Here is a 19397-nt window from a genome sequence, read left to right as displayed (position 1 = left end):
TATCCGTCGCTGACTCTGACCGAGGCCCTCACCGAGGCCGGGATCGCCGGCTCCATTTGGATCAGTCGGTGATGCCCTGGACAACGCGCTCATGGAATCGACCATCGGCCCGTTCAAGACCGAACTCTGGGTGATCGAGTGAACCGTAGCCTGGTTCACCGGCTATCGCGGCCTGCTGAAGCGCCCGGCACGTCACGCCACGGCGCCCCGACCCGGATCCGCCAGCGGATCCCGTCGATCAACTGCCGCCGGGGCCACTTCGGTGGCCGTCCCCACCGGCCCAGACGGCCCTTGACCTGCAGTAACGCTCTCAACGCTCGTTCCATGTCACGCCACTGCGCATCCGTGAGATCAGCCCGCCGAGACACAGGTATCCTGCTTAAGAGGTCTCCGTTCGTCCCAGTTCTTCTTCGCCGTTTAACCAGGCAAACGGAGACCTCGACTGTCTCCTAGGAACGAAACCCCTTACTGCATCACGACTGCATCACAGCGGCAGAGCCACTTGTGAAAAACGGCCTAGAGGCCGCGATTGCTGAAGACCGGATGTAGATCATGGGTAGCTTCGATTGCTCGTCCATCGCTCTGCCACGAACGTATCCAGCCAGGGCCTACTGAGGTTCTGGCGGTATGGTCCAATTTCGCACGGAGGCTTCGCACTCCGAGTGCCGGAGGCTCGACAATACCGCGCGCGTCGCTACGTCGGACTAGCTGGAGTGGCAGAGAAACACTGTCAGGCAGTGACTTTGACCGGCATACGCGTGCACACACGTTGGAACGTTTCCACGGCATCGTCTAGGCCCATGCGTTCCATTTCGACCAGCGTCAGCAGTTCGTCCAGTTCGATCGCTGACTCCTCGGCCTTGCCAATGTCACGGTCTAGTTCCGTAACCCTCAAGTGACTGGTACAGACCGCGCACAGTGCAGCGAGGGCTGCCGCGACTACGCACAGAACCTGCCAGACGTGCCGCGAGGAGCCAACGTTCAGAAGCTCTTCCAGAGAGTCCACCAGAGGAGCCCCCCCGATACCCGGTCCGCCTGCGGCCACAGCGCTGACCAATCCACTTACGAGAGTGATGCGACTGAGTCGGTCGCTGACGGTGCGCGCTCTTTTCAGGAACGCGTCCAGCTCCTGCTGCTTGTCGTGGATGCGCACCAGCAGGCGCTCTCTCAGATCCTCTCGACCGTTCCGCTGACGGTGGCCGGAGGAAAGATCATCGTCGTCGTGGCGCACCACCGTCGGTCCCGCTCCTCACTGATCAAGGTGACTTCTCACTTACCTCACGCAGCAGCGGCGGCAATAGTTCATCTGCCTAGGACATCGACAGTGTTCTCGTTCGACGGGGATATTAGCCCGTGCGTTGTTACATCGGCTGGTCGGGCCCGTCGGCATGACAATCATCGCCTCATCGAGAAGGCGCCGACGGCCCTGAGCTCGCCACCGAAGCTGGTGCTGAAGTGGCACTTTCCGCCGCAGGCATCTCTGACTTTATCTACCCCCGTGCGTCGCGCTCACCCGGTAGCACGGCTACCTGATGTGTTCGAACATACGGGAACTCAAAGTCAGAATGCGCCAAAGAGGTGCATCTCAAACTTCTTTCGCTACAGGGCAGCATTGTATTGGTGAGGCCCACGCTCCATGCTCCATCAAGCCGACAGCATTGATGCCGGCCATGGCTGACGCAACTCGCGCGACGCGTCCCCAGCCTAATTATGGAAGCGTCCTCTCCCACGACGGATGGTCTTGCTGCTACACGGCCCAGTTGGGCGATTGGTTCAGACCAGAGCATTTTTGCGACCGTGGCTGCGCTCTCGACTGGGACCTGGACCGAGCCGAACCTCCCGCGACCGCTACCGAACTGGGGAGATGCCTGCGTTGTCGTTACCGCGGTACATCTTTCGTTGCAGCAGCACGATTCCCTCGAACTTTTGCCAGGGCCGATGCATCTGATCTGTCACTAGGATCCACCTTCCGGGAGGACAACGCGCTCATGACTCATCACGTCGCCGCATCGGATCAGGCCGGCAAAGGGGTCCTTCAAACATCTGTAAGCCACGCGGAGGCGTCACGTGTGTGGCGGCAGAAGGCGCGACGCTTGGCAATAGCCGGCCTTGCCTCGACTGCTTGCTGGTCCGCTCTCGGCACAGGAGCCTGGGCAGTGATCGAGATTCTGCCCATCTGAGTTCCGACCGGTAGCACCAGCGATACGACCACTGGATCAATCGTGACCCGCCGAACAGGTCGCTACGGTTCACGTGCCCGTCTGTTGGCAGCGAGACGATCTACCACCTAGCACTCATTTCCATAGCAGGACGGGACCACAACCGCTCGGAGGGCACAAAGTCGTGAATGAATCGATGATCACCCCTATACCAGGTATTCCACTGCTGGTCTATATCCCAGGCCTGAACCGTTCACCTCAGAACACCGCTGACAACATTGCCGAGATTCTCGCAAGGAACTTGGACAACGAGGACGAGGGCACCTTCGGTACGCAGACGCCCCAGGGCCCGCCAGCTCCGCGCGGCCTCACTCTGAGCAAGACCGTCGTCAGTGGAACGGACAGGCCAGTCCTGCAGGTCTTCGAGTTCGACTACCGCAACTTGCTCAACCGGACCGACAGCCCAAGTACACCATCTGTCGCTGGAGATGCTCTACGGTCACTACGACTGGCGAGCTGGGGCGCAGTCCTCTGGGGAGGGGCCCTGCGCCGGGGGGCAAAGAACTGGCGAGCTAAGGTGCAGCTCACACTAGGCCTGGCTGCGGCGTTCACCCTGATCTTCACTGCCGCACTGAGTGTTTGGGCCCTGCTCGTCGCCTTGGGCGTGGGACTACCTTGGCAATGGCCGCACCGGATACTGAACCTAAATATGGATCCTCGATGGACCTTCGGCAGCACGGTTCTGGGAACCACTCTCTCGTGGGCTTTGCTGCGCAGCAAGATCTTGGCGTTGGCCGCGGGTGTCGACCGGATCATCAGCTTCGTACAGGACGAGGACAGGACTGCAGGTGACATCATCCGCCAACTAGATCATGCACTGGACCAACTGAGTATCAACGGATGGAACGGGCCCGTTCATCTGATGGGATACAGCTTTGGAAGCCTCGTCCTATTCGAAACCATGTTTCCTAAGCAAACCGGCCTCATGCCGATCAGGCCAGTCTCACGCGTGGAGTCCATGACCACAGTCGGCTGCCCCATCGACATTGTGCGTCTGTATTTTCCCCGCTTTCTCGACAACCGGAGCACGCGAAAACACGTTCCGTGGACCAATATTTTCAACGCGGCCGATATTTTTAGCTCCAACTTCATGGACGGGACCGATGCCGTAGCAGGCGAGGGGTTCGCCGTCGACGGCGTTAGGCCATCCTCGTTCCGGTACACGGAGGAAAGCATGGGGGCCCTCCAGATGTTCGTGAACGGGAAGACACATGCTGGCTACTGGTCCGACGCGGACGGAGCCAACAGCCTTGGCCCTCTCACCGGCATGGTGACGGGGCACGTGCTCACGCCCACTTAGACGTCTGTGCCTACCTGCGCTCCTCACCTTCGAGACCGTCGCAGTCTTGCCTCCGTCGCCCTTACATGCGCCCTGTCAGTCAGGATGAGTTGAGGCCAGCGGCTCAGAGCAAGCCCTCCCTTTGACAGGGCGAGAACTGGAACGACGATCTATGAGTATGACCGTGGCTGGACCGGTGGCCGAGGATGGTTCCATGAGCAGCAGGAAGCCCCGCGAAGGCGGCCCCAGGCCGCGCCGGACGTTCACCTCGGCGCAGAAGCTGAGGCTGCTGGCCGGCTACGAACAAGCCGCCGCCCTCGGTGAGGGCGGCGCGTTCCTGCGCCGCGAGGGCTTGTATTCCTTGTTGATGACCGAGTGGCGCAAGGCCCGTGACGGTGGCCTGTTGCAGGGCAAGGACGCCGGGGAATCGGTGGGGCGGCCCACAGCTGAGCAGGCCGAAATTGCTCGACTGAAGCGGAAACTGGCAGTGAAGGACCGCAAGCTGGCCACGACGGAGGCAGCGCTGGAGATCGTGGGAAAAGCACACAAGCTCTTGGAGGCCATCTCCGAGAGCGAGGCCGAGCAGCCTCCGGTTCCGGACGCGTTCCGGTGGCGGAACAGGCGCGGCGGGTCCTGATCAGCGCCTTCCGGCAGCTGATCGCGACCGGTTCCAGCACCCGGGCCGCGGCCGCTCTGACCGGCCTTCCCCGCTCGGCCGAGCCACGCGATCGAGCACGGCCCACGCCCAGTCTGGCCCGCCCGAAGCCGGCCAACGCGCTGAGCCAGCAGGAGCGGGAGGCGATTCGCGAGGCTCTGACCATTGACGATCTGGTCGATCGGGCTCCGGCCGCAGCGTTCGCAGTGCTGCTGGAGCAAGGCGGGTATCTGGGCTCGGTCTCGACGTTCCACCGGATCCTGCGCGCTGATGACCAGGTCAAAGAACGCCGCCAGCTGGCCCGTCACAAGCCCCGCCAGCGCCCGGAGCTGGTCGCGACCGGACCGGGGCAGGTCTACTCCTGGGACATCACGAAGCTGAAGGAGCGATCAAGGGCGTTTACTACGACGCTTACGTGATGATCGACATCTACTCGCGCCTGATTGTCGGCGTTCACGTCCATAACCGTGAGAACGGTCTTCTGGCAGCGGAAATGATGAAGGAGATCTTCGGTGTTCATGGCATCCCGCACGTCGTTTACGCCGACCGCGGCACCTCGATGACGTCCAGAGACGTCGCGGCGCTCCTGGACGATCTGGGCGTGACCCGCTCTCATTCACGGCCGAAGGTCAGCAACGACAACCCGTTCAGCGAGGCCTGGTTCAAGACGGCGAAGTACTCGCCCGTCTTCCCGGAGTACTTCGCGGATCTAGCTGCAGCGCAGGCTTTCATGAGTGACTTCGTGGATTGGTACAACCATTGCCACCACCACAGCGGGATCGGGCTGCACACCCCGGCCGACGTTCACTACGGCCGCCACCCGTCCGTCACCGAACAACGCCGCCGGGCCCTGCAGAAGGCACGCACCGCACATCCGGAACGCTTCACCACCAGCCAGACCCTGCCCAAAGCGCTTCGACTGCCCGAGCAGGTCTGGATCAACCAGCCCGAACAGCCGGCTGAAACACCAGTTGCCTAACACCCGCTGGCCCCAACTCCTTGACGCTTACCGGCGGGGTGAGGTGCTGGTCAAGGTGCGTGCGGTGTCCCTGAACTTCCGGGACGTACCGACCCACAAGTCCCCCACCTCATTCTTCATCCCTGTCTCGGGCGCGGCCGGACAGAGCGTGGCCGTAGGTGAGGGCGTCACCCGGTTGCGTACTGGAGACCGCGTGATCGATGCGTATCACGCCGACTGGATCGGCGGCCCGCACTCGGCCCGCGCGAAGCTCCTCGGATACGGTGTGACCCAGGACGGCTGGCTGAGCGAGTACCGGGTGGTGCCGCAGCACGCACTGGACGCGATTCCGGGCGCACCGAGTTTCGAGCAGGCCGCGACGCTCCCCTGCGCCGGTGTACCGCCTGGACCGCCCTCGGCGGCCCGAGCCCTATCGAGGCCGGTGACAACGTACTCGTCCTGGGCAGCGGTGGAGTGTCGTTCTTCGCCTTGCAAATCGCCCAGACCTTGGGCGCTACGGTCGTGGCAACCACGTCGATCTCCGAAAAAACCGATCGACTCACAAAACTGGGCGCCACAGCGGTGGTCAACCACCGCGACCACCCGGACTGGAGCAAACCGGTGCGGGCCGCGACGAACGAGGAGGGCGTGCACCGGTTGGTCGAGGTCGGTGGACCGGCGACCATCCGGCAGTCGCTGGCCTCGCTCGCTCGCCGCAGCGGTGAGATCGCACTGATCGGCTTCGCCGGGGGCGGATCGACCGCAATCGACTTCTGGGAGGGGACCCGCACCGCCGCGCGCGGGTCATTCTTGTTAATGACGACACCGGTCGCCGGGTCGCCAGCGCCTACCTGCACCAACTAGACCCCGAGGTGACAACCGCCGGTGGCGGGGGCCGAGGCACTTCTCGCCCCCTTGAGCGGCCACCTCGACCTGTTCTTCCTGGAACAGCACATGCCGCACATGCACGGGCTGCAGACCAGCCGCGCCGTACATGAGCACGCCAAGACCCGCGACGTGCTCATCGTCGCGCCCCCGCCGTCGGCACGACAAGAGGGACGAGTTGACCGGAAGCCGGCGCAAACGACTACACGACCAACCCCCCTCAACCCCCGACAGTCTCGCGCATGCTTAAGAACATCCGCGTTCCCGTCGCAGGATGTTGAACAGCGAGTCTGGAAGTTCGCTTGAGGTAGCTCGCCAGCGAGGCGCCTCGGGCCCAAGCTGGAACTAGAAGAACTGGGTCCAAGTTTCGAGCTATTGCACTTCGCATGCGTTCTCAAGCAGTTGGCCACCGTCCCGCTCGGAGGGTCCAAGTACCCGTTTACCTCGCGGCTTCGATGATCACCTGAACGAGGTCGTCCGGGTGGGTGAGATGGGGGGCGTGGCCCGTGGGCCAGGTCAGGCTGGTAGAGCAGCGAGAGGCAAAGAGATCCACCAGGCTAGGGGCGATGGTGCGTTCCTGGATGCCAGCCACATAAACGGAGGTTCCGTGTTGCCAGGGGGCGGCTTCAGGGGCTGCACCGAAGATGCTTGGGGGTTCGGGGCGCAGCAGGGCGGTTGCAGTGGCGGCGTCCCGGTCGCTCACCCCGATGTACAGCTTCCTCCGGGCGTCAGTGGGGTCGAGGTGCAAGAGACCGGCGTCGTCCAGGTGGGTGGCCAGGAGTTCGGGTTCCTCCCCGGTGTCGGCTCTCACCTTTGCCAGCAGCTCGCCCGGGGATTCGTTGGCCAGAAGAACCCAAGCAGTCAGGAACACGTACACGGCCGCACCGGTGACCGACCCTGCGGTCAGGCCGCCAAAGGAGTGCCCGACCACGACGGGCGGGCGCGGAGAATCGTCCACGACTGCCTGGACCTTGGCCACGGACTCGGCCAGTGACAGCATGTGCAGGTCAGGCAGTTCGACCGTCAGACCCTGAGCTCGCAGGCACTCGGCCACGTACGCGTAGTGCGCGGGCTGGTGCCACGCTCCGTGCAGGAAGATCACGTCAGTCATCGCTTTGGCATTTCTGTGTGAGAACGGCTGCAGTCGACCGCGCTCGGCGGCCCCATCCACTCTGGCCTGAACGCGACCGGTCCACATCACGTGAATGATGTGATGATGAGTCAGCGACGTGGTTCTGGTTCCGTTCGCAGGGACCGGTTGTTCCGGATACTGACGCACGCCGCCCGGGTAGTCACCGTGACGGCTGCGGCTGGAAGCGGCAAGACAGTGCTGGTGCGGTCGTGGCTCAATGAGAGCGGCCGGGCTGATCGCGCGGCCTGGGTCTCGCTTCCTGAGGAAACGACCGGCGCTCAGTCTTTCTGGCTCTCAGTAACCGATGCATTGCGCGGGCCGGAGCCGGATGTCGTGCCGCCGGTCACTGCGGCCCCGGCCATGGCGGGCCGTGAGCTGGTGGATCGGCTGGTGGACCATCTGGCGGCGCTCGAAGACGATGTCTGGCTGATTCTGGACGACGTGCACCTGCTGCGCTCACCCGAGGCTCTTGACGATCTGCAACGGCTGATTGAACGGGCGCCGAGTCGGTTGCGCCTGGTGCTGCTCTCCCGCTATGACCTCGATCTGCGGTTGCACCGTTTTCGCCTTGCCGGGGAGCTCACCGAGATCCGCGGCGACAACCTGCGATTCACCAGTGAAGAGGCCGCCGCGTTGTTCGAGGAGGCCGGGATCAGCCCCTCACCGTCAGCTGCGGCGTTGATCCAGGAGCGCACTGAGGGCTGGGCCGCCGGCCTTCGGCTGGCCGCCTTGTCACTGGCGGGCCAGGATGATCCGGATCGGTTCGCCGCCGACTTCTCCGGCAGCGAGCGCAACGTGGCCAGCTATTTACTGGACGAGGTGCTGCGGCGGCAGCCGGACGATACGCAGCGGATGCTGCTTCATACGTCGATCCTCGATCAAGTGTGCGGCCCGCTGGCCGATCTCCTGGGTGAGGTCGAGGGCGGGGAGGGCCTGCTGAAGTCTTTGGAGGCGGTTAACGCGTTCGTCGTCTCCACCGGAACCGGCTGGTTCCGCTACCACCACCTGTTCGCCGGGCTCCTGCGTGATCAGTTGCGCCACCGTGAGTCCCCAGAGTCCGTTCGGGATCTACATCGAAGGGCCGCCCACTGGTTCGCCGATAACGGTCATCCGATCGAAGCTGTCCGCCAGGCGCAGGCCGCCGAGGACTGGAGCTCTGCTGCCGAGTGGCTGGTCTCGTCCTGGCCCGCCCTCTACCTGAACGGGCAGTCAGCGTTGGTTAACGTCCTGCTGCAAAAATTCCCCGACCTGACCGCCAGTCCGGGTCTCGCGGCCGTGGCTGCTGCCGATCAGCTCTATCTCGGTTCACCGGCGCAGGCTGAATCCTATCTGCAAGGGGCGGAGGCCAGCGGGATTCTGAATGCCCTGGTGAGGATGCTGTTCGCGCGGCAGATCGGTGACCCGCCGGCTCTAATCGAAGGGGCTGGACTTTTGCAAGAGTTGGCGCGGACGCCAAGGCTGGGTGATGACCTGAAAACTCTTGCGCTCATCCATCTAGGAGGGGCCGAGCTGGCAGCCGGTCGGCCGGAACCAGCCAGGCTGCACCTGGAGCTCGGTGTGGCCCAGGCCCGGCGGATCGACCGGCCGTACCTGGTGATGGGTGGGCTGGCCAACCTGGCCCTCCACGAGGCCACCCGGTCTCTCACCCGGGCCTGCGCACATGCCCGTGAGGCACTCGACCTGGCGGCCCAACACGGTTGGCATTCCGATCCAGCCGTCGGGAACGCGGGGGCCCTAATCGGCTACCTGCGGGCCTGGCAGGAGCGTCCGGACGAAGCAGAAACCTTGCTGGAAAACGTTTTTCGCGTTCTTCAGCCAGACGGCGACCCTGAGACGGCAATGCGTGCCTATGCCGCCCGCGGCGCTCTGGCCCTAGCCCATGGGCGGGTTGGGGAGGCATTGATCGCTCTGCAGATCGCCGAGGACTTCGGATGCCGGTTCGTCGTCCGGCACACTCTGGCCCTGCAGATCAGGATGCAGATGCTGCACCTGCGGCTGCGCTCGGGCGAGTTTGCCTTCGTAGAACGACAGCTGAACGACCTCGTCCGGTTCCGCGGCTACGAGGTCTATCTGATCTGCCTGGCCGATCTGCAAGTCAGACAGGGAGATCAGGCGGCGGCAATCGAGACCCTGCAGGCGGTGCTGGACGGGACCGTTGAGGGAGGCGACCACATCTCCCGAACGCGAGCGCATCTGCTGTACGCGCTGGCGCAGGAGAGCGAGAGCGAGAGCCATGCCGCCCTAGAACAGGCGCTCGCCCTGGCCGCTCCCGATGACCTTGTACTACCTTTCCGGCAGTACGAACTGCGATCACTTCTTGAGCAGCACCAGACCGCGCACACCGGCCTGCTGGCGCGACTTGTCACACCGTCCACCTCTGGGCTTCGCTTGCAGCGGCCTCTGACTAGGAGCGAACTGCGCGTACTGCAATACCTTCCGACGCACCTGTCGATGCCCCAGATCGCAGAAGCCCTGGTCGTCTCCGTCAACACGATCCGGACCCACATGAAGAGTGTGTACACCAAACTGGACACTCACTCCCGGGACGAGACGGTCGCTGAGGCACGCAGACTGGGCCTACTGGCCCGCATCTAACTGAACCCCGCGACTGCTGCAGTCCGTGTTGCAGGTGTACCGCTGATCTGCGCCATGCCTTGGAGGGCAAGAAATGAGCTTCCCGTACCTAGTATTGCCCTCAAGATCGAGGAGGTGGGGGCGCTGCACCTGCCCCGCCGGGCAGGGACTGACCAAGGCGGCCCCGGGGGGGCCAGCTTCACGATAAAGGTGGCCCGCGGCCAGACCAACTGGCGGATGGGATTGATAGAGGCAATTGGTCGTACCGTCGAGGGCCGGGAATGCACTCCCAAAACCGACTGCCGCTCGGGACAGAGTTTTCGGTGTCTCGTCGCGCGCCTAGGCCGATTCTGAACCCACCGGCTTGACGCCGACGCTCAGTTGATGTCGCTGACGATCATGCTGCAATGGACTATCGGATGACATTAAATTTAGAGTTCATTGTCCCGCTTTTCTGGACGTTTCTCAACGTCTTCCCCTGGTATGGGCATGAGGGACTCGCACAGGTGTTCCATCAGAACGCCCCGGTCAAGCTAATTTCGTCGGGTATCGCCCCGACCATTCACTCAGATGTTAATTATGCTGGCTAACAGATCGGAAATGAGCAGACCGTGGACGGCTATGGTCAGGGTTCGGTCAGCTTCTCAGCCACTTGACTGTACCCCTCGCCCCACTCCAGCACTACTGGTCCGGGCTCAGGTTCTTTGCAGGTGGCCTGGGCAAAGACTTATTCGACAGTCTGAATCCCTGCGTAACGATGAGCGTGGTCGTTCCAACCGTCCCTGTAAGCGCGGACTTCCGCACGGAACGGCAGGCGTCTCGCTGGACAACCTGCTGTTCAGCCATGAAGAGTCATCACGCGACCATGTTCATCGAGAGGAAAACGAGCAAATGTGTAAACGTGGACACAATTACTCAACCTGGACCTGGTTACGTCTCCTACTCTGGAGGTACCCTACAGCGGCGCGTCGATTGAGATTGCGCGATACCGAAAGGAAAGAACATATGCCGCGGCCTGAGTTAGCTACCGGGGCAGGTCTTCTAGTGATTACTATACTGATCAGCCCGGCTGGCCCAGTAGATTCGACGTCGGAAGAAAACTCGACTACTCAAAGATCCGCCGCAGCACCCGCCGCCCAGACAGACTGTGACACTAGTCCGGTTAGCGACCCGACCCCCGGACCTTGGCCGCGCTGAGCTCGATCCTTCGCGAGTGAGGAACGCTCGGTTCTGACCGGTCGGTAGTTGATCTTGTTCTGCTTCCCTGTCGGGTTCGGGGCGTGTTGACGGGCCGACTGTCGGGTCCGTGGCCGCCGGTTCCAGGGCCGGCCGGGTTCCTCCGGGGTTGCTGGGGCAGGACCGGTTGGTCAGATGGCTTGCGGCAGGGCCATCGCAGTATTGAGGCAGCGTTCCAGTTCTTCAGACCAGAGCCAGGTTTCGGGGACGCCGATGGTTCGCCGTCGCTGGCCGCGGATGATCCGGGCGCTGGTGTGCAGGGTCCGGTAGCGCAGGGTCTTGGGTTCAGCCTTGGCGAGGTCACCGTTCAGGCAGAGCAGGCGGAGCCAGGCCAGCAGGTCGAAGGCCATGCCGGCGGCGGCCAGCCGGGCCTGATTGAGCTGAGCTTTCTTGGAGGGCAGGTGGCCCAGGCCGGTCTCCTTGGCGGGGCGGATGCGGTCCTCAACCCGGGCATGGGCGCGGTGACGGGCTTCGAGGAACGCGATCTGGCCCAGCCGGCCGCGGGTGGTAGCTGGGGTGTTGGTCGCGAACAGTTGGTGTCGCCAGCCCTTGTGCTGCTCGAACAGCGATAGCGGGGCTCCGGGGTGGGGCTTTTCGCGGCGGGTAAGGATCCTCATCCCGGCTGGCCAGGTCTTCAGCAGGTCACCTCCGGTGGATTCACGCAGCAGGCCGGTCATCTCGACGACCGCGGCTTGTTCCAGCGGGCGGGCGTTGCCGTGGCCGTCCAGGACGTGCTGCCAGGCGCTCTCGGGCAGCAGCGGAAGAACGGTCTTGGTGCGGTCGTCGAAGTCGAATCCGACACTGTAGTGCACTTTCCGATTCGGCGAGGCGTTCAGGGCGGTGATGTGCTCGATCAGGTCGTGGGTGGAGCTGGCGCCGTCACAGGTAATCAGCAGGTCGCGCCGGAGCGCGGCGGGGATCTGGCGGATTGATTCGGTCAGGACCTCGAGGGGATCGGTGACGGTGTTCGATCCGGCGTTGCCCGGTCGCAGCTTCACGGCCAGGCATTCGTCGGTGTTGTCGCACCAGGACGTCAGCGGGTAGTGGCCCAGGTCATCTCGACAGTCACTGCGGCCCAGTTTTTGTCGGAGTGCGCAGGGAAGCGTTCAGGCGGATCACAACGGTCCGGCCGAGGTCGTACTGCCCGGCCAGCCGCGCGGGCGGGATGCGGCCGTGCCGGGCGGCGATCAGGTTCCAGATGTGAGTGCGGGTCTTGGCGCGGGCTAAAGCCCGGCATGAAGCTGGGAGAAGCGAGATAATCCCTCGTGGCCCGCAAGTCGTATTCAGAGGAGTTCCCTCAGCAAGCGATGGGCGTGTACCGGTCCACGCCCCGACGCGCCGACAGAGGACATTGCGGCCGACCTGGGCGTGACCAGGGACGCGCTGAGCAAGTGGATCCAGGCGCGGCGGGCACCAGCAAATCAGAGCCCGGGTGCGGTCCTCCGCGCCGCTCGGCCACGCAGGAGCACCCAGCGCCAGACGAGGGCGCCCCGCGGGCGGGGCTGAACGAATCGCGAAGAGCTGGAGGCCCAGGTCGCGGTGTTCGAGGCAGCTGAGGCTGCCTTTCGGGTCGAGATGCGCAGCTCGCAACCGAGCGGGACATTCTGCGTCAGGCTGCGAACCTTTCGCGGGAAGACGAACTGGTGATCCGTTTCTAGTTCGTTGACGACAACGCAGCCACCTTGACAGTGAAACGGCTGTGCGAAGTCCTGGACGTGAGGCGGTCCTCGTTCTATGCCTGATGCAAGGCAGCTGCTGGCCGGGAACGTTCGGGCTGTAGCCAATGCTGCGCTGGCCGAAAATCGTTCCTGGTGCATGAACTCCACGATGCCGCCGAGCACCTACCCACCGTCCTGAAACAGGCCACGACCGAGGGACTCACCCTCACCGCGGCCCTGGAACGGCTGCCGGCGATCGAGGTCGATGCCACCGAAGCCCGACGTCTGGCCGGACGGCTCCGTTTCACCTGCCTGCCCACACCCGCCCGTCTGGAGAACTTTGACTCCGATACCGCCCCGGCCGCGATCAACCGGATCTTGCACCAGTCCGTAATCCTCAAGCTCGACGGCGACTCCCTACCGCCTGCGCGACCACCAAGCCCGCACAGACACGCTCCGACAAGCCGTGGCTCACAGCGAAGAACCTCTAACCTGACGCCTACGCCGGTTCCAATGACCGAGGGCTGTCCGGTCGTGCGGTACCCCGACGACGGCAGCACGAAGTACATTGGCGCCCGGTGAACGTCCGCCGAACCGTATGTGATCAGGGCATCTCAGCTAACGTTCCTGCGAAGGGACTACTGGTTGCCGGTGAGGACGGCTTCGATAAGATGCGGCCCGGGTTCGGAAATGGCGGCCTTGAACTGGGTGGCCAGCTCCTCCACGGTACTTGCGCGAGTGGCCGGCACCCCCATGCCCTTACTGAGGGAAACGAAGTCGAGGTTAGGACCGGCCAAGTCGATCATTGCCGCCGCGCCCGGCCCCTCAGCCGGGGCGCCGACGCGTTTCAGCTCCGCGCGCAGTATCGCGTAGGAGCGGTTGTTCAAGATGACCGTAGTGATGTCGAGACGCTCGCGGGCGTGAGTCCAGAGCGCGGACAGCGTATACATCGCACTCCCGTCCGCCTCCAGGCAGATCACGGGACGCTGTGGACAAGCAATTGCGGCCCCCGCCGCGAGAGGCAGGCCCTGCCCGATCGCCAAGCCGGTCAGGCCGAGCGCGTCGTGAGCGGGTGCCCCAGCGAACGCGTCCGGTAAGACTTGGAGACCCGACGTAATGGCCTCGTCGACCACGATAGAGTTATCGGGCAGAAGAGCCGCCAGCACGTAGGCCCAGTTGTCCGAGTCCAGGGCACCAGTCGGCAGATCCACGTGTCGCGGCGTAGTTTTTCTCGCCCGAACATCAGGGGCGAGGTCGTCCGCCAGAGCTTTGAGTGTGGCGAGCCCGCCGCTGAGCTCGTGCATCGTTGCTCCGTCGGGCGTCAGGCGTCCGTCTTGGCCCGGATAGGCGAATGATGTTACCGGCGGCCCGGTCTCAACCAAGAGCAGGTGCTTCACCCCGGCAAGCTGTTCACGAACCGTTTCGGCGCGATAGCTGAGGGGTGTCACCACAGGTACTCCGACACCGCGGCGCAACCTGGCCGGCCACGTGGGACAGAACAACTTCACGTTGCCGGACTGTGCGACCCGGTCTGCAGCGGCCAGGCCCTCCTCGCTCAGCACCGAACCATTCAGCAGGAGCGCCACCGATTCACCGCTGCTGAGTACGTCGCGCGCGTAGGAGATTTTAGGAGACGCGGGCGGGCTAGTTCGGGAAGGCGCCCGGCCTGCTGGCTGGGCGCCGTTCGACCAGGACACATCGGCCGGCACGATGAGGGTGGACACACCACCCGCCCCGATAGCCTCCAGGACCGCTGGTCCTAGCGCATCGACCTCAGTCGGACGCCCGACCCACGAAGAGACCGTGCCAGCGGCCGACTCAATATCGGACTGCAAGGGCGAGTCCAGAAGCTGATGGCTTGCAGCGTGGTCACCAACGATGTTCACTACCGGTGTGGCCGCGCGTCGGGCGTTGTGAAGGTTGGCCAATCCGTTTGCCAGCCCCGGCCCCAGATGCAACAGGGTCGCCGCCGGGACACCGGCCATCCGACCATACCCGTCGGCCGCACCAGTGGCGACACCTTCAAAAAGGCAGAGGACCCCACGCATGGACGGGTACGACTCCAGGGCCGCGACCAGATGCATCTCTGAGGTTCCAGGGTTGGCGAAGCAGACCCTGACGTCGTTGTCGATCAGCGTCTGCAGCAGTGCCTCAGCGCCGTTCACAGTGTCCGCGCACCGGACTGGTTTCCAAGGACCATGTCGTAGGCAATCTGCGGGTTGAAGGTGCCGGCCTTGCTCGTGGGCGCGTTCCCGCATTCACCGTCCGAGTTACCTGCTGTCTTGATCCACAGCCGGGCCTCAAGACTGGTGCCGTCTGTGCTGTCCACACGCGATGTCACACCAATCTTCCGGCCAACAGGGTTGCACCACTGACCATTCCAGCCGTTACCGTTGCGACTGGTATCCATCACGTAGGGCTTCTCGGATTTGCCCTGCGCCGCGAGGGCCATGTTGACCGCGTCGCCAAACGCTGTCTCCTCCGACTCCGTGTGGAAGTTCGAGACGTTGAGGGCGAACCCGCGTACGTTGTCCACTCCGGCCTTTGCTAGGCGGTCGGCGATGTCTGTGGCCTTGGCGTACTTCGAATTACCCGCGTCGATGTAGACCGCAGCGTTCGGCGCTTTGTCCCGGAACTGCTCCGTAGCGTAGCGAATCAGATTCTCCCGCTCGGCCTTTTGTGAACTATCCAGGCACGAGTAGTCGGCCAGGGCGTCGGGCTCCAGGACCACGACGGCAGGGCGGTCCATGATCGCGCCGGCGTAGGACGAGATCCAGGTGCGGTACTTTGCCGCGCTGGTCTCGCCACCACCCGAATACCCGCTACATGCATCACGGTTGGGAATGCTGTAAGCGACCAGGATCGGAACCTTGCCGGCCTTCTCCGAGGCATCGACGTAGTCGCCGACGGACTTGCTGATGCTGGTGAACCAGTCTCCAAACCACCGCGCCATCGGGTTCTTGGCTAGGCCCTCTCTGATTACTGGCATCCGGCTATCACCCGGGTTCGCAGCAGTCCACAGCGCTGACTGTGACTTCGGGTCGACGTAGAAACCACTGCTGGCAGCTAAGTTCAGGGTGCCAATCGGCCCGGCGGCAACAGCCTTGGCTGCGACCAGCGAGGCAGCCGGAGCGGCGGTCGCCGACTGGGTGACCACCACAGTGGTCAGACCGACTGCAGTCAGCAATCCCGCCGCCACGGCCGCGGTGAGGTGTGTACGTGTCATGTCAACTTTCTAACGGGCCTCGGCTGGCGCGAGTGTCGGAGGGGCGTCATCCAGAGCCTCAGCTTGTCTGGTGCAGCCTTCGCGCCGGTGAATGTTGTCATCCCAGCTAGGTCGGTGGTGGGGTCGGACACCGGGTACACGTGCCCTCGAAGCCCAAGGTTCACCTCGGGCTCGCACATTGCCATGGCCAGCCCTAACCCCACACTCACACAGCCGAACGACCTCGTGGACCGCCCTTACGAAGCGTCTTGTCTGCGCAGAGCAGGCAGGATGAGCAGCGCCCCCACCACGAGCAGCCCTGCCAACCCCTGCAGCAAAGGACCGAAGCCGTGGCTGATACCCGCGCGAACCAACTGCGGGCCGAGACTGGCGCCGATGAACATCCCACAAGCGTAGAGAGCCACCGCCGCACCGGCCGTCCCCGGGGCGAGCGCAGTGATGGTCTGAACGATGGCGGGGGCGGTTGCGGCAACGGCGGCGACGAACACGAACAGTGCCACTCCCAGCCACACCGTGTGCGCGCCGAGTAGGGAAGCAGCCAGGAGGGCAAGTGCGCCTACGGCCAGAGCCACGACACTTCGCACCGGTCCGCGCAGTCGCTGCAGGAACGGTGCCGCAGCAGCGACCAAGATCAGTGCGGGCAGCGAGCTGGCCCGCAGGCCCAAGACTGCGCCACTGTCACCGGCCAAGGACGGCGGTCCGGCAATGGCGATAGCGGTGTACAGGCCGACGAAGGCACTCATCAAGCAGACCGTCGCCCCGTACACGGCCAGCAGGTGCGCTCGTCGCAGAAGTGCTGGCATTACGGCAAATGCCTGGAATAGGCCGGTCTCCCGCTGGTGCGGACCGGAGCGCAGCACACGCCGGGAGACGAGTGCGCTCACAGCCATAAGCGCGCCATTGAGGATGAAGACGGCTCGCCATCCAGCTGCGTCGGCCACGGGCACGACAGCGATCTGCATCACGATGGCCGAGGCCAGCATGGCGCTGGTGACGCAGGTGAGGGCGAACGGCCTGCGTGCAGGCGCGATGTGGTGGGCCACGTAGGCAAAGGCGGCCGGTGCGAAAGCAGCTGCAGTGACTCCCTGGACGGCTCGCAGAGCGACGGCCCAGCCGAGAGACGATGCGCTGGAGACCGCAATCGTGGTCAGAGTGCAGGCCAGCAGACCGGTCACAATGACCGCACGAGGCCCGTAGCGGTCGGTCATCGGCCCGGCGACCAGGAAACCAGCTGCGTAGGCGATACCAAAAACGGTCGTTGCCCAGGTGATGTCGGGTGCGGGTACGTCGAAGGTCTCGGACATTGGGGCAGTCAGCGCCAGCACGGCGTACATCTGCCCCACGACCAGCAGACCGAGAAGGATCAGCAGCACGACCGGGCCCGAGGTGGGCGGCTGGGCCTGCGAATCCTTGACTTCGTTCCTGAGGACAGTCATGGCTTTCTCCTGAAGAGCAGGGTGCTGGCCCGGCGGCCTGTCCGGCCGCCGGGCGGTCGGGTATAGATCAGCCTCGGTTCAGGCGGTAGCCGGCGTGATGAAGCACACCGTCGCGGAACTCGCCGAAGGCCCAGAAACCCAAATCGTCGAGGTACTCGATCCGGTCGCCCTGGATCCAGTAACGCCCTTGGTAGGCGTGCGGGCGTCCACCCCGTGTTTCGTCGTACCGGCCGTCGGGGAGCAGCTCCTGGTGCAGGAAGTCGGTGTCGTCGATCCACATGCCGGCGTAGGCATGCTCCTGATCTGACTTCACAGTCGCCTCAGTCGGCTCAGCGGGCGTGGCGGCCGCGAGGTTGACCGGGCGCCCGTCCCACAGCTGCACCTGCCCCTGTGACAGGACGATGTCCAGGTGACTGGGGCGGTTGATTACAGGGCCCGTGGGCGTTCCTTCGCTCTCGCCAAGCCGTACTACCACGATGTCGGCCGGGTTGCCGCAGGTCAAGGTGCCTACGCCGGTGCCCGCCGGGGCGGCGAAGTCAGGTTGCGCAGGCATCACCACGCAGCCTGTGCAGTCGATGACCAGCATGTCGTCATCTTCAGCGGCCGACAGCAGCCCCGGCCCGACCCCGACAATCAGGGAACCACCGAGCAGGACATCGGCCTGCTCCCAGTCACCCATCAGCGGATTCCTGGTGAGAACCGTCCCGCCGCTGAGCAGCAACGGCTGCGGCTTGGAACTGGTGGCCTTGAGCACAGCCTCGAGAACTTCGACGCTTCGCGACTTCTCCACGGACATGAACCTCTCCTCACTTCCAAATTGTTGCGCCTCAAGTGCTCCCCGTGATCGAGGAGCTTGGCGTGCATAAAGCTTGGCCGAGTCGGCCGACCCCATCCAGGTAGCCGCCCTCCCTAGGAGCGCCGCACCCAGGCACGGCACCATCAGCAGGGGGACGACGTATCGGCCGGTCGGATTAGCGCCTACGGCGCCGTCAACTCATGCGCTGCCGGCGATGCGGGCCGCGGCCCGTTCGGACAGCGTGATGACAAACGACTACAGGTTGCCGCGCGTAACGTTCGGCAGCACCCATGCATCAGCCACGAACAGACCAGCTACGCCGTGCATTACCATGGTCGCCGGATCAATCACGGCGTCCGAATCGGTGCCATACGGCAGGGCCCCGGCACGATGCCAGTCCGTTCCCCCTTGACGCTCATCCAGGCGTCCAGGCGTCCAGGCCGTCCTTGCTCCAGTCCGCTGGCTGAAGGACCTCACCGATCGTCACCTTCAGCGACGGAATCGCAGGATCCGGCGGATCAGTCGCGGGGCCCCGCGTGGTCGGACCCGGTCGTCCGGGTCGGACAGATGGGCCGGGTCAGCTACCGGAACTACGGCCGGGTCGGCCGAAGCCAACCCCAGGATTCCCACACTGCGCAGGGCCAGCAGCAACAGGGCCAGGGCACCACCGGGATCGGAGATGACCTGCAAGTCCCTCGTCCAGCCCGAACAGGGTCAGCGTGACCTGGACATCAGGTTCCTTCTCCCCGCCCGCATGCTTAGGACAGCTCCGGCCTGAGACACAGACGCGAGAGATTCGCGCCGCAGCAGCGCCTAAGCACGCTGAGCGCGTTGTGCAGCGGAGTGCCATCCGTGACCGTCCGCACCGGCGTCAGCAACGGATGGTCCTGCAGATTGGCTCCGACATTGGGCAGGTCCCGCCACGCCGGGATCAGTACTCGGCCAGATGGACGGCCGGGACGATCCCGCACACCACTAGCAGTTGAGAGCTGCGCAGTGCCCGGCGGCCAGCACCAAACATCGCCGGGAACACCCTCGCATCTGCGGCCATTGAAGTTCCGCGTCGCGGGTAGACCGTTGCCGTCGCGCACCCGGTTCACCCGCATCGGGCCGCCGCCAGTGCTTCGTCGAAGTCCCCGTCTTCAGGGCCGGGAAGGCTGAGGCGACCTCGTTCCACGACCAGTCGGCAGCACCGCGCTCGGCCCACCCGTCGTAGCCGGCGGAGCACCCCTCGAACCAGGACATCATGGTGATGCTGCTGTCCCGCCCAGCCCCTTACCCTGCGCGAGGTACACCGACGAGCCGAGACATGGCTGCTGGAACGGTGTCCCACCGCCCTGGGG

12 protein-coding genes and 6 pseudogenes are annotated in these 19397 nt (G+C 64.2%); 8 read left to right on the top strand and 10 right to left on the bottom strand.

From position 1 onward, the window contains the following. Nucleotides 1-127 (top strand): annotated as a pseudogene (locus QSK18_RS34805) (IS3 family transposase); the annotation flags it as partial. A 58-nt stretch (nt 128-185) separates the two neighbouring features. On the opposite strand, the pseudogene QSK18_RS36175 reads toward QSK18_RS34805, so the two are convergent. Next, nucleotides 186-368, bottom strand: a pseudogene (locus QSK18_RS36175) (transposase); the annotation flags it as partial. Nucleotides 369-730: 362 nt separating this feature from the next. After that, on the bottom strand, nt 731-1234 hold the full coding sequence (locus QSK18_RS34800; RefSeq protein ID WP_285628547.1) for a hypothetical protein: 504 nt from the start codon (nt 1232-1234) through the stop codon (nt 731-733). A gap of 1109 nt (nt 1235-2343) precedes the next feature. Here QSK18_RS34800 and QSK18_RS34795 point away from each other — a divergent pair. The 4 genes and pseudogenes from QSK18_RS34795 to QSK18_RS34785 all read left to right on the top strand — a co-directional run bounded on the left by QSK18_RS34795 (nt 2344) and on the right by QSK18_RS34785 (nt 5975). Then, on the top strand, nt 2344-3519 hold the full coding sequence (locus QSK18_RS34795) for a hypothetical protein (RefSeq protein WP_285628544.1): 1176 nt from the start codon (nt 2344-2346) through the stop codon (nt 3517-3519). Between the two features lie 193 nt (nt 3520-3712). Beyond that, nucleotides 3713-5132, top strand: a pseudogene (locus tag QSK18_RS34790) (transposase). Nucleotides 5133-5175: 43 nt separating this feature from the next. After that, nucleotides 5176-5448, top strand: a pseudogene (locus QSK18_RS36170) (alcohol dehydrogenase catalytic domain-containing protein); the annotation flags it as partial. A 137-nt stretch (nt 5449-5585) separates the two neighbouring features. Then, entirely contained in the window at nt 5586-5975 is a 390-nt protein-coding gene (locus QSK18_RS34785; RefSeq protein ID WP_285628541.1) for a zinc-binding dehydrogenase, read from the top strand. A gap of 460 nt (nt 5976-6435) precedes the next feature. On the opposite strand, the gene QSK18_RS34780 is transcribed toward QSK18_RS34785, so the two are convergent. Further along, nucleotides 6436-7275, bottom strand: coding sequence for an alpha/beta hydrolase (locus tag QSK18_RS34780; RefSeq protein WP_285628538.1), 840 nt, complete (start codon nt 7273-7275; stop codon nt 6436-6438). On the opposite strand from QSK18_RS34780, the gene QSK18_RS34775 reads away from it, so the two are divergent. Next, nucleotides 7210-9723: a winged helix-turn-helix domain-containing protein gene (locus QSK18_RS34775; protein ID WP_352396721.1), complete on the top strand. Its 2514-nt coding sequence runs from the start codon at nt 7210-7212 to the stop codon at nt 9721-9723. The two genes, QSK18_RS34780 and QSK18_RS34775, sit on opposite strands and share 66 nt — an antisense overlap. A 1346-nt stretch (nt 9724-11069) precedes the next feature. Here QSK18_RS34775 and QSK18_RS34770 read toward each other — a convergent pair. Next, nucleotides 11070-11990 (bottom strand): transposase, encoded by a 921-nt coding sequence (locus tag QSK18_RS34770; RefSeq protein ID WP_285628550.1) that lies wholly within the window; start codon nt 11988-11990, stop codon nt 11070-11072. Nucleotides 11991-12521: 531 nt separating this feature from the next. On the opposite strand from QSK18_RS34770, the pseudogene QSK18_RS36340 reads away from it, so the two are divergent. Both QSK18_RS36340 and QSK18_RS36165 read left to right on the top strand, forming a co-directional pair. Further along, a pseudogene (locus QSK18_RS36340) lies at nt 12522-12674 on the top strand (IS3-like element IS1206 family transposase); the annotation flags it as partial. Between the two features lie 75 nt (nt 12675-12749). Then, a pseudogene (locus QSK18_RS36165) lies at nt 12750-12977 on the top strand (IS21-like element helper ATPase IstB); the annotation flags it as partial. A 257-nt stretch (nt 12978-13234) separates the two neighbouring features. Here QSK18_RS36165 and QSK18_RS34760 read toward each other — a convergent pair. From QSK18_RS34760 to QSK18_RS34740, 6 genes are all read right to left on the bottom strand, one after another. Continuing rightward, nucleotides 13235-14761, bottom strand: a complete 1527-nt coding sequence (locus tag QSK18_RS34760; protein WP_285628529.1) for an acetolactate synthase large subunit — start codon at nt 14759-14761, stop codon at nt 13235-13237. Next, nucleotides 14758-15822 (bottom strand): glycoside hydrolase family 6 protein, encoded by a 1065-nt coding sequence (locus tag QSK18_RS34755; protein WP_285628526.1) that lies wholly within the window; start codon nt 15820-15822, stop codon nt 14758-14760. Before QSK18_RS34755 ends, QSK18_RS34760 begins: the two co-directional genes overlap by 4 nt. Before the next feature lie 236 nt (nt 15823-16058). Beyond that, on the bottom strand, nt 16059-17195 hold the full coding sequence (locus QSK18_RS34750; protein ID WP_285628523.1) for an MFS transporter: 1137 nt from the start codon (nt 17193-17195) through the stop codon (nt 16059-16061). A gap of 130 nt (nt 17196-17325) precedes the next feature. Beyond that, nucleotides 17326-18012 carry an Atu4866 domain-containing protein gene (locus QSK18_RS34745; protein WP_285628513.1) on the bottom strand — a complete coding sequence of 229 codons (687 nt, stop codon included), beginning with the start codon at nt 18010-18012 and terminating at the stop codon, nt 17326-17328. Nucleotides 18013-18309: 297 nt separating this feature from the next. Then, on the bottom strand, nt 18310-18531 hold the full coding sequence (locus tag QSK18_RS36160; protein WP_352396720.1) for a GMC oxidoreductase: 222 nt from the start codon (nt 18529-18531) through the stop codon (nt 18310-18312). Between the two features lie 12 nt (nt 18532-18543). After that, a complete protein-coding gene (locus tag QSK18_RS34740; protein ID WP_285628510.1) occupies nt 18544-18744 on the bottom strand; it encodes a hypothetical protein in 201 nt (66 codons plus the stop codon). Nucleotides 18745-19397: the final 653 nt, after the last annotated feature.

The sequence above is a fragment of the Kineosporia sp. NBRC 101677 genome, assembly GCF_030269265.1.
GTDB classification, from domain to species: Bacteria; Actinomycetota; Actinomycetes; order Actinomycetales; family Kineosporiaceae; genus Kineosporia; species Kineosporia rhizophila.
This window is presented reverse-complemented; position numbering and strand designations above follow the sequence as displayed.

What these genes read in the sequence shown, in the direction of transcription:
- QSK18_RS34755 (WP_285628526.1), bottom strand. Translation starts at nt 15,822, where the DNA reads ATGACACGTACACACCTCACCGCGGCCGTGGCGGCGGGATTGCTGACT.
- QSK18_RS34775 (WP_352396721.1), top strand. Translation starts at nt 7,210, where the DNA reads ATGATGAGTCAGCGACGTGGTTCTGGTTCCGTTCGCAGGGACCGGTTG.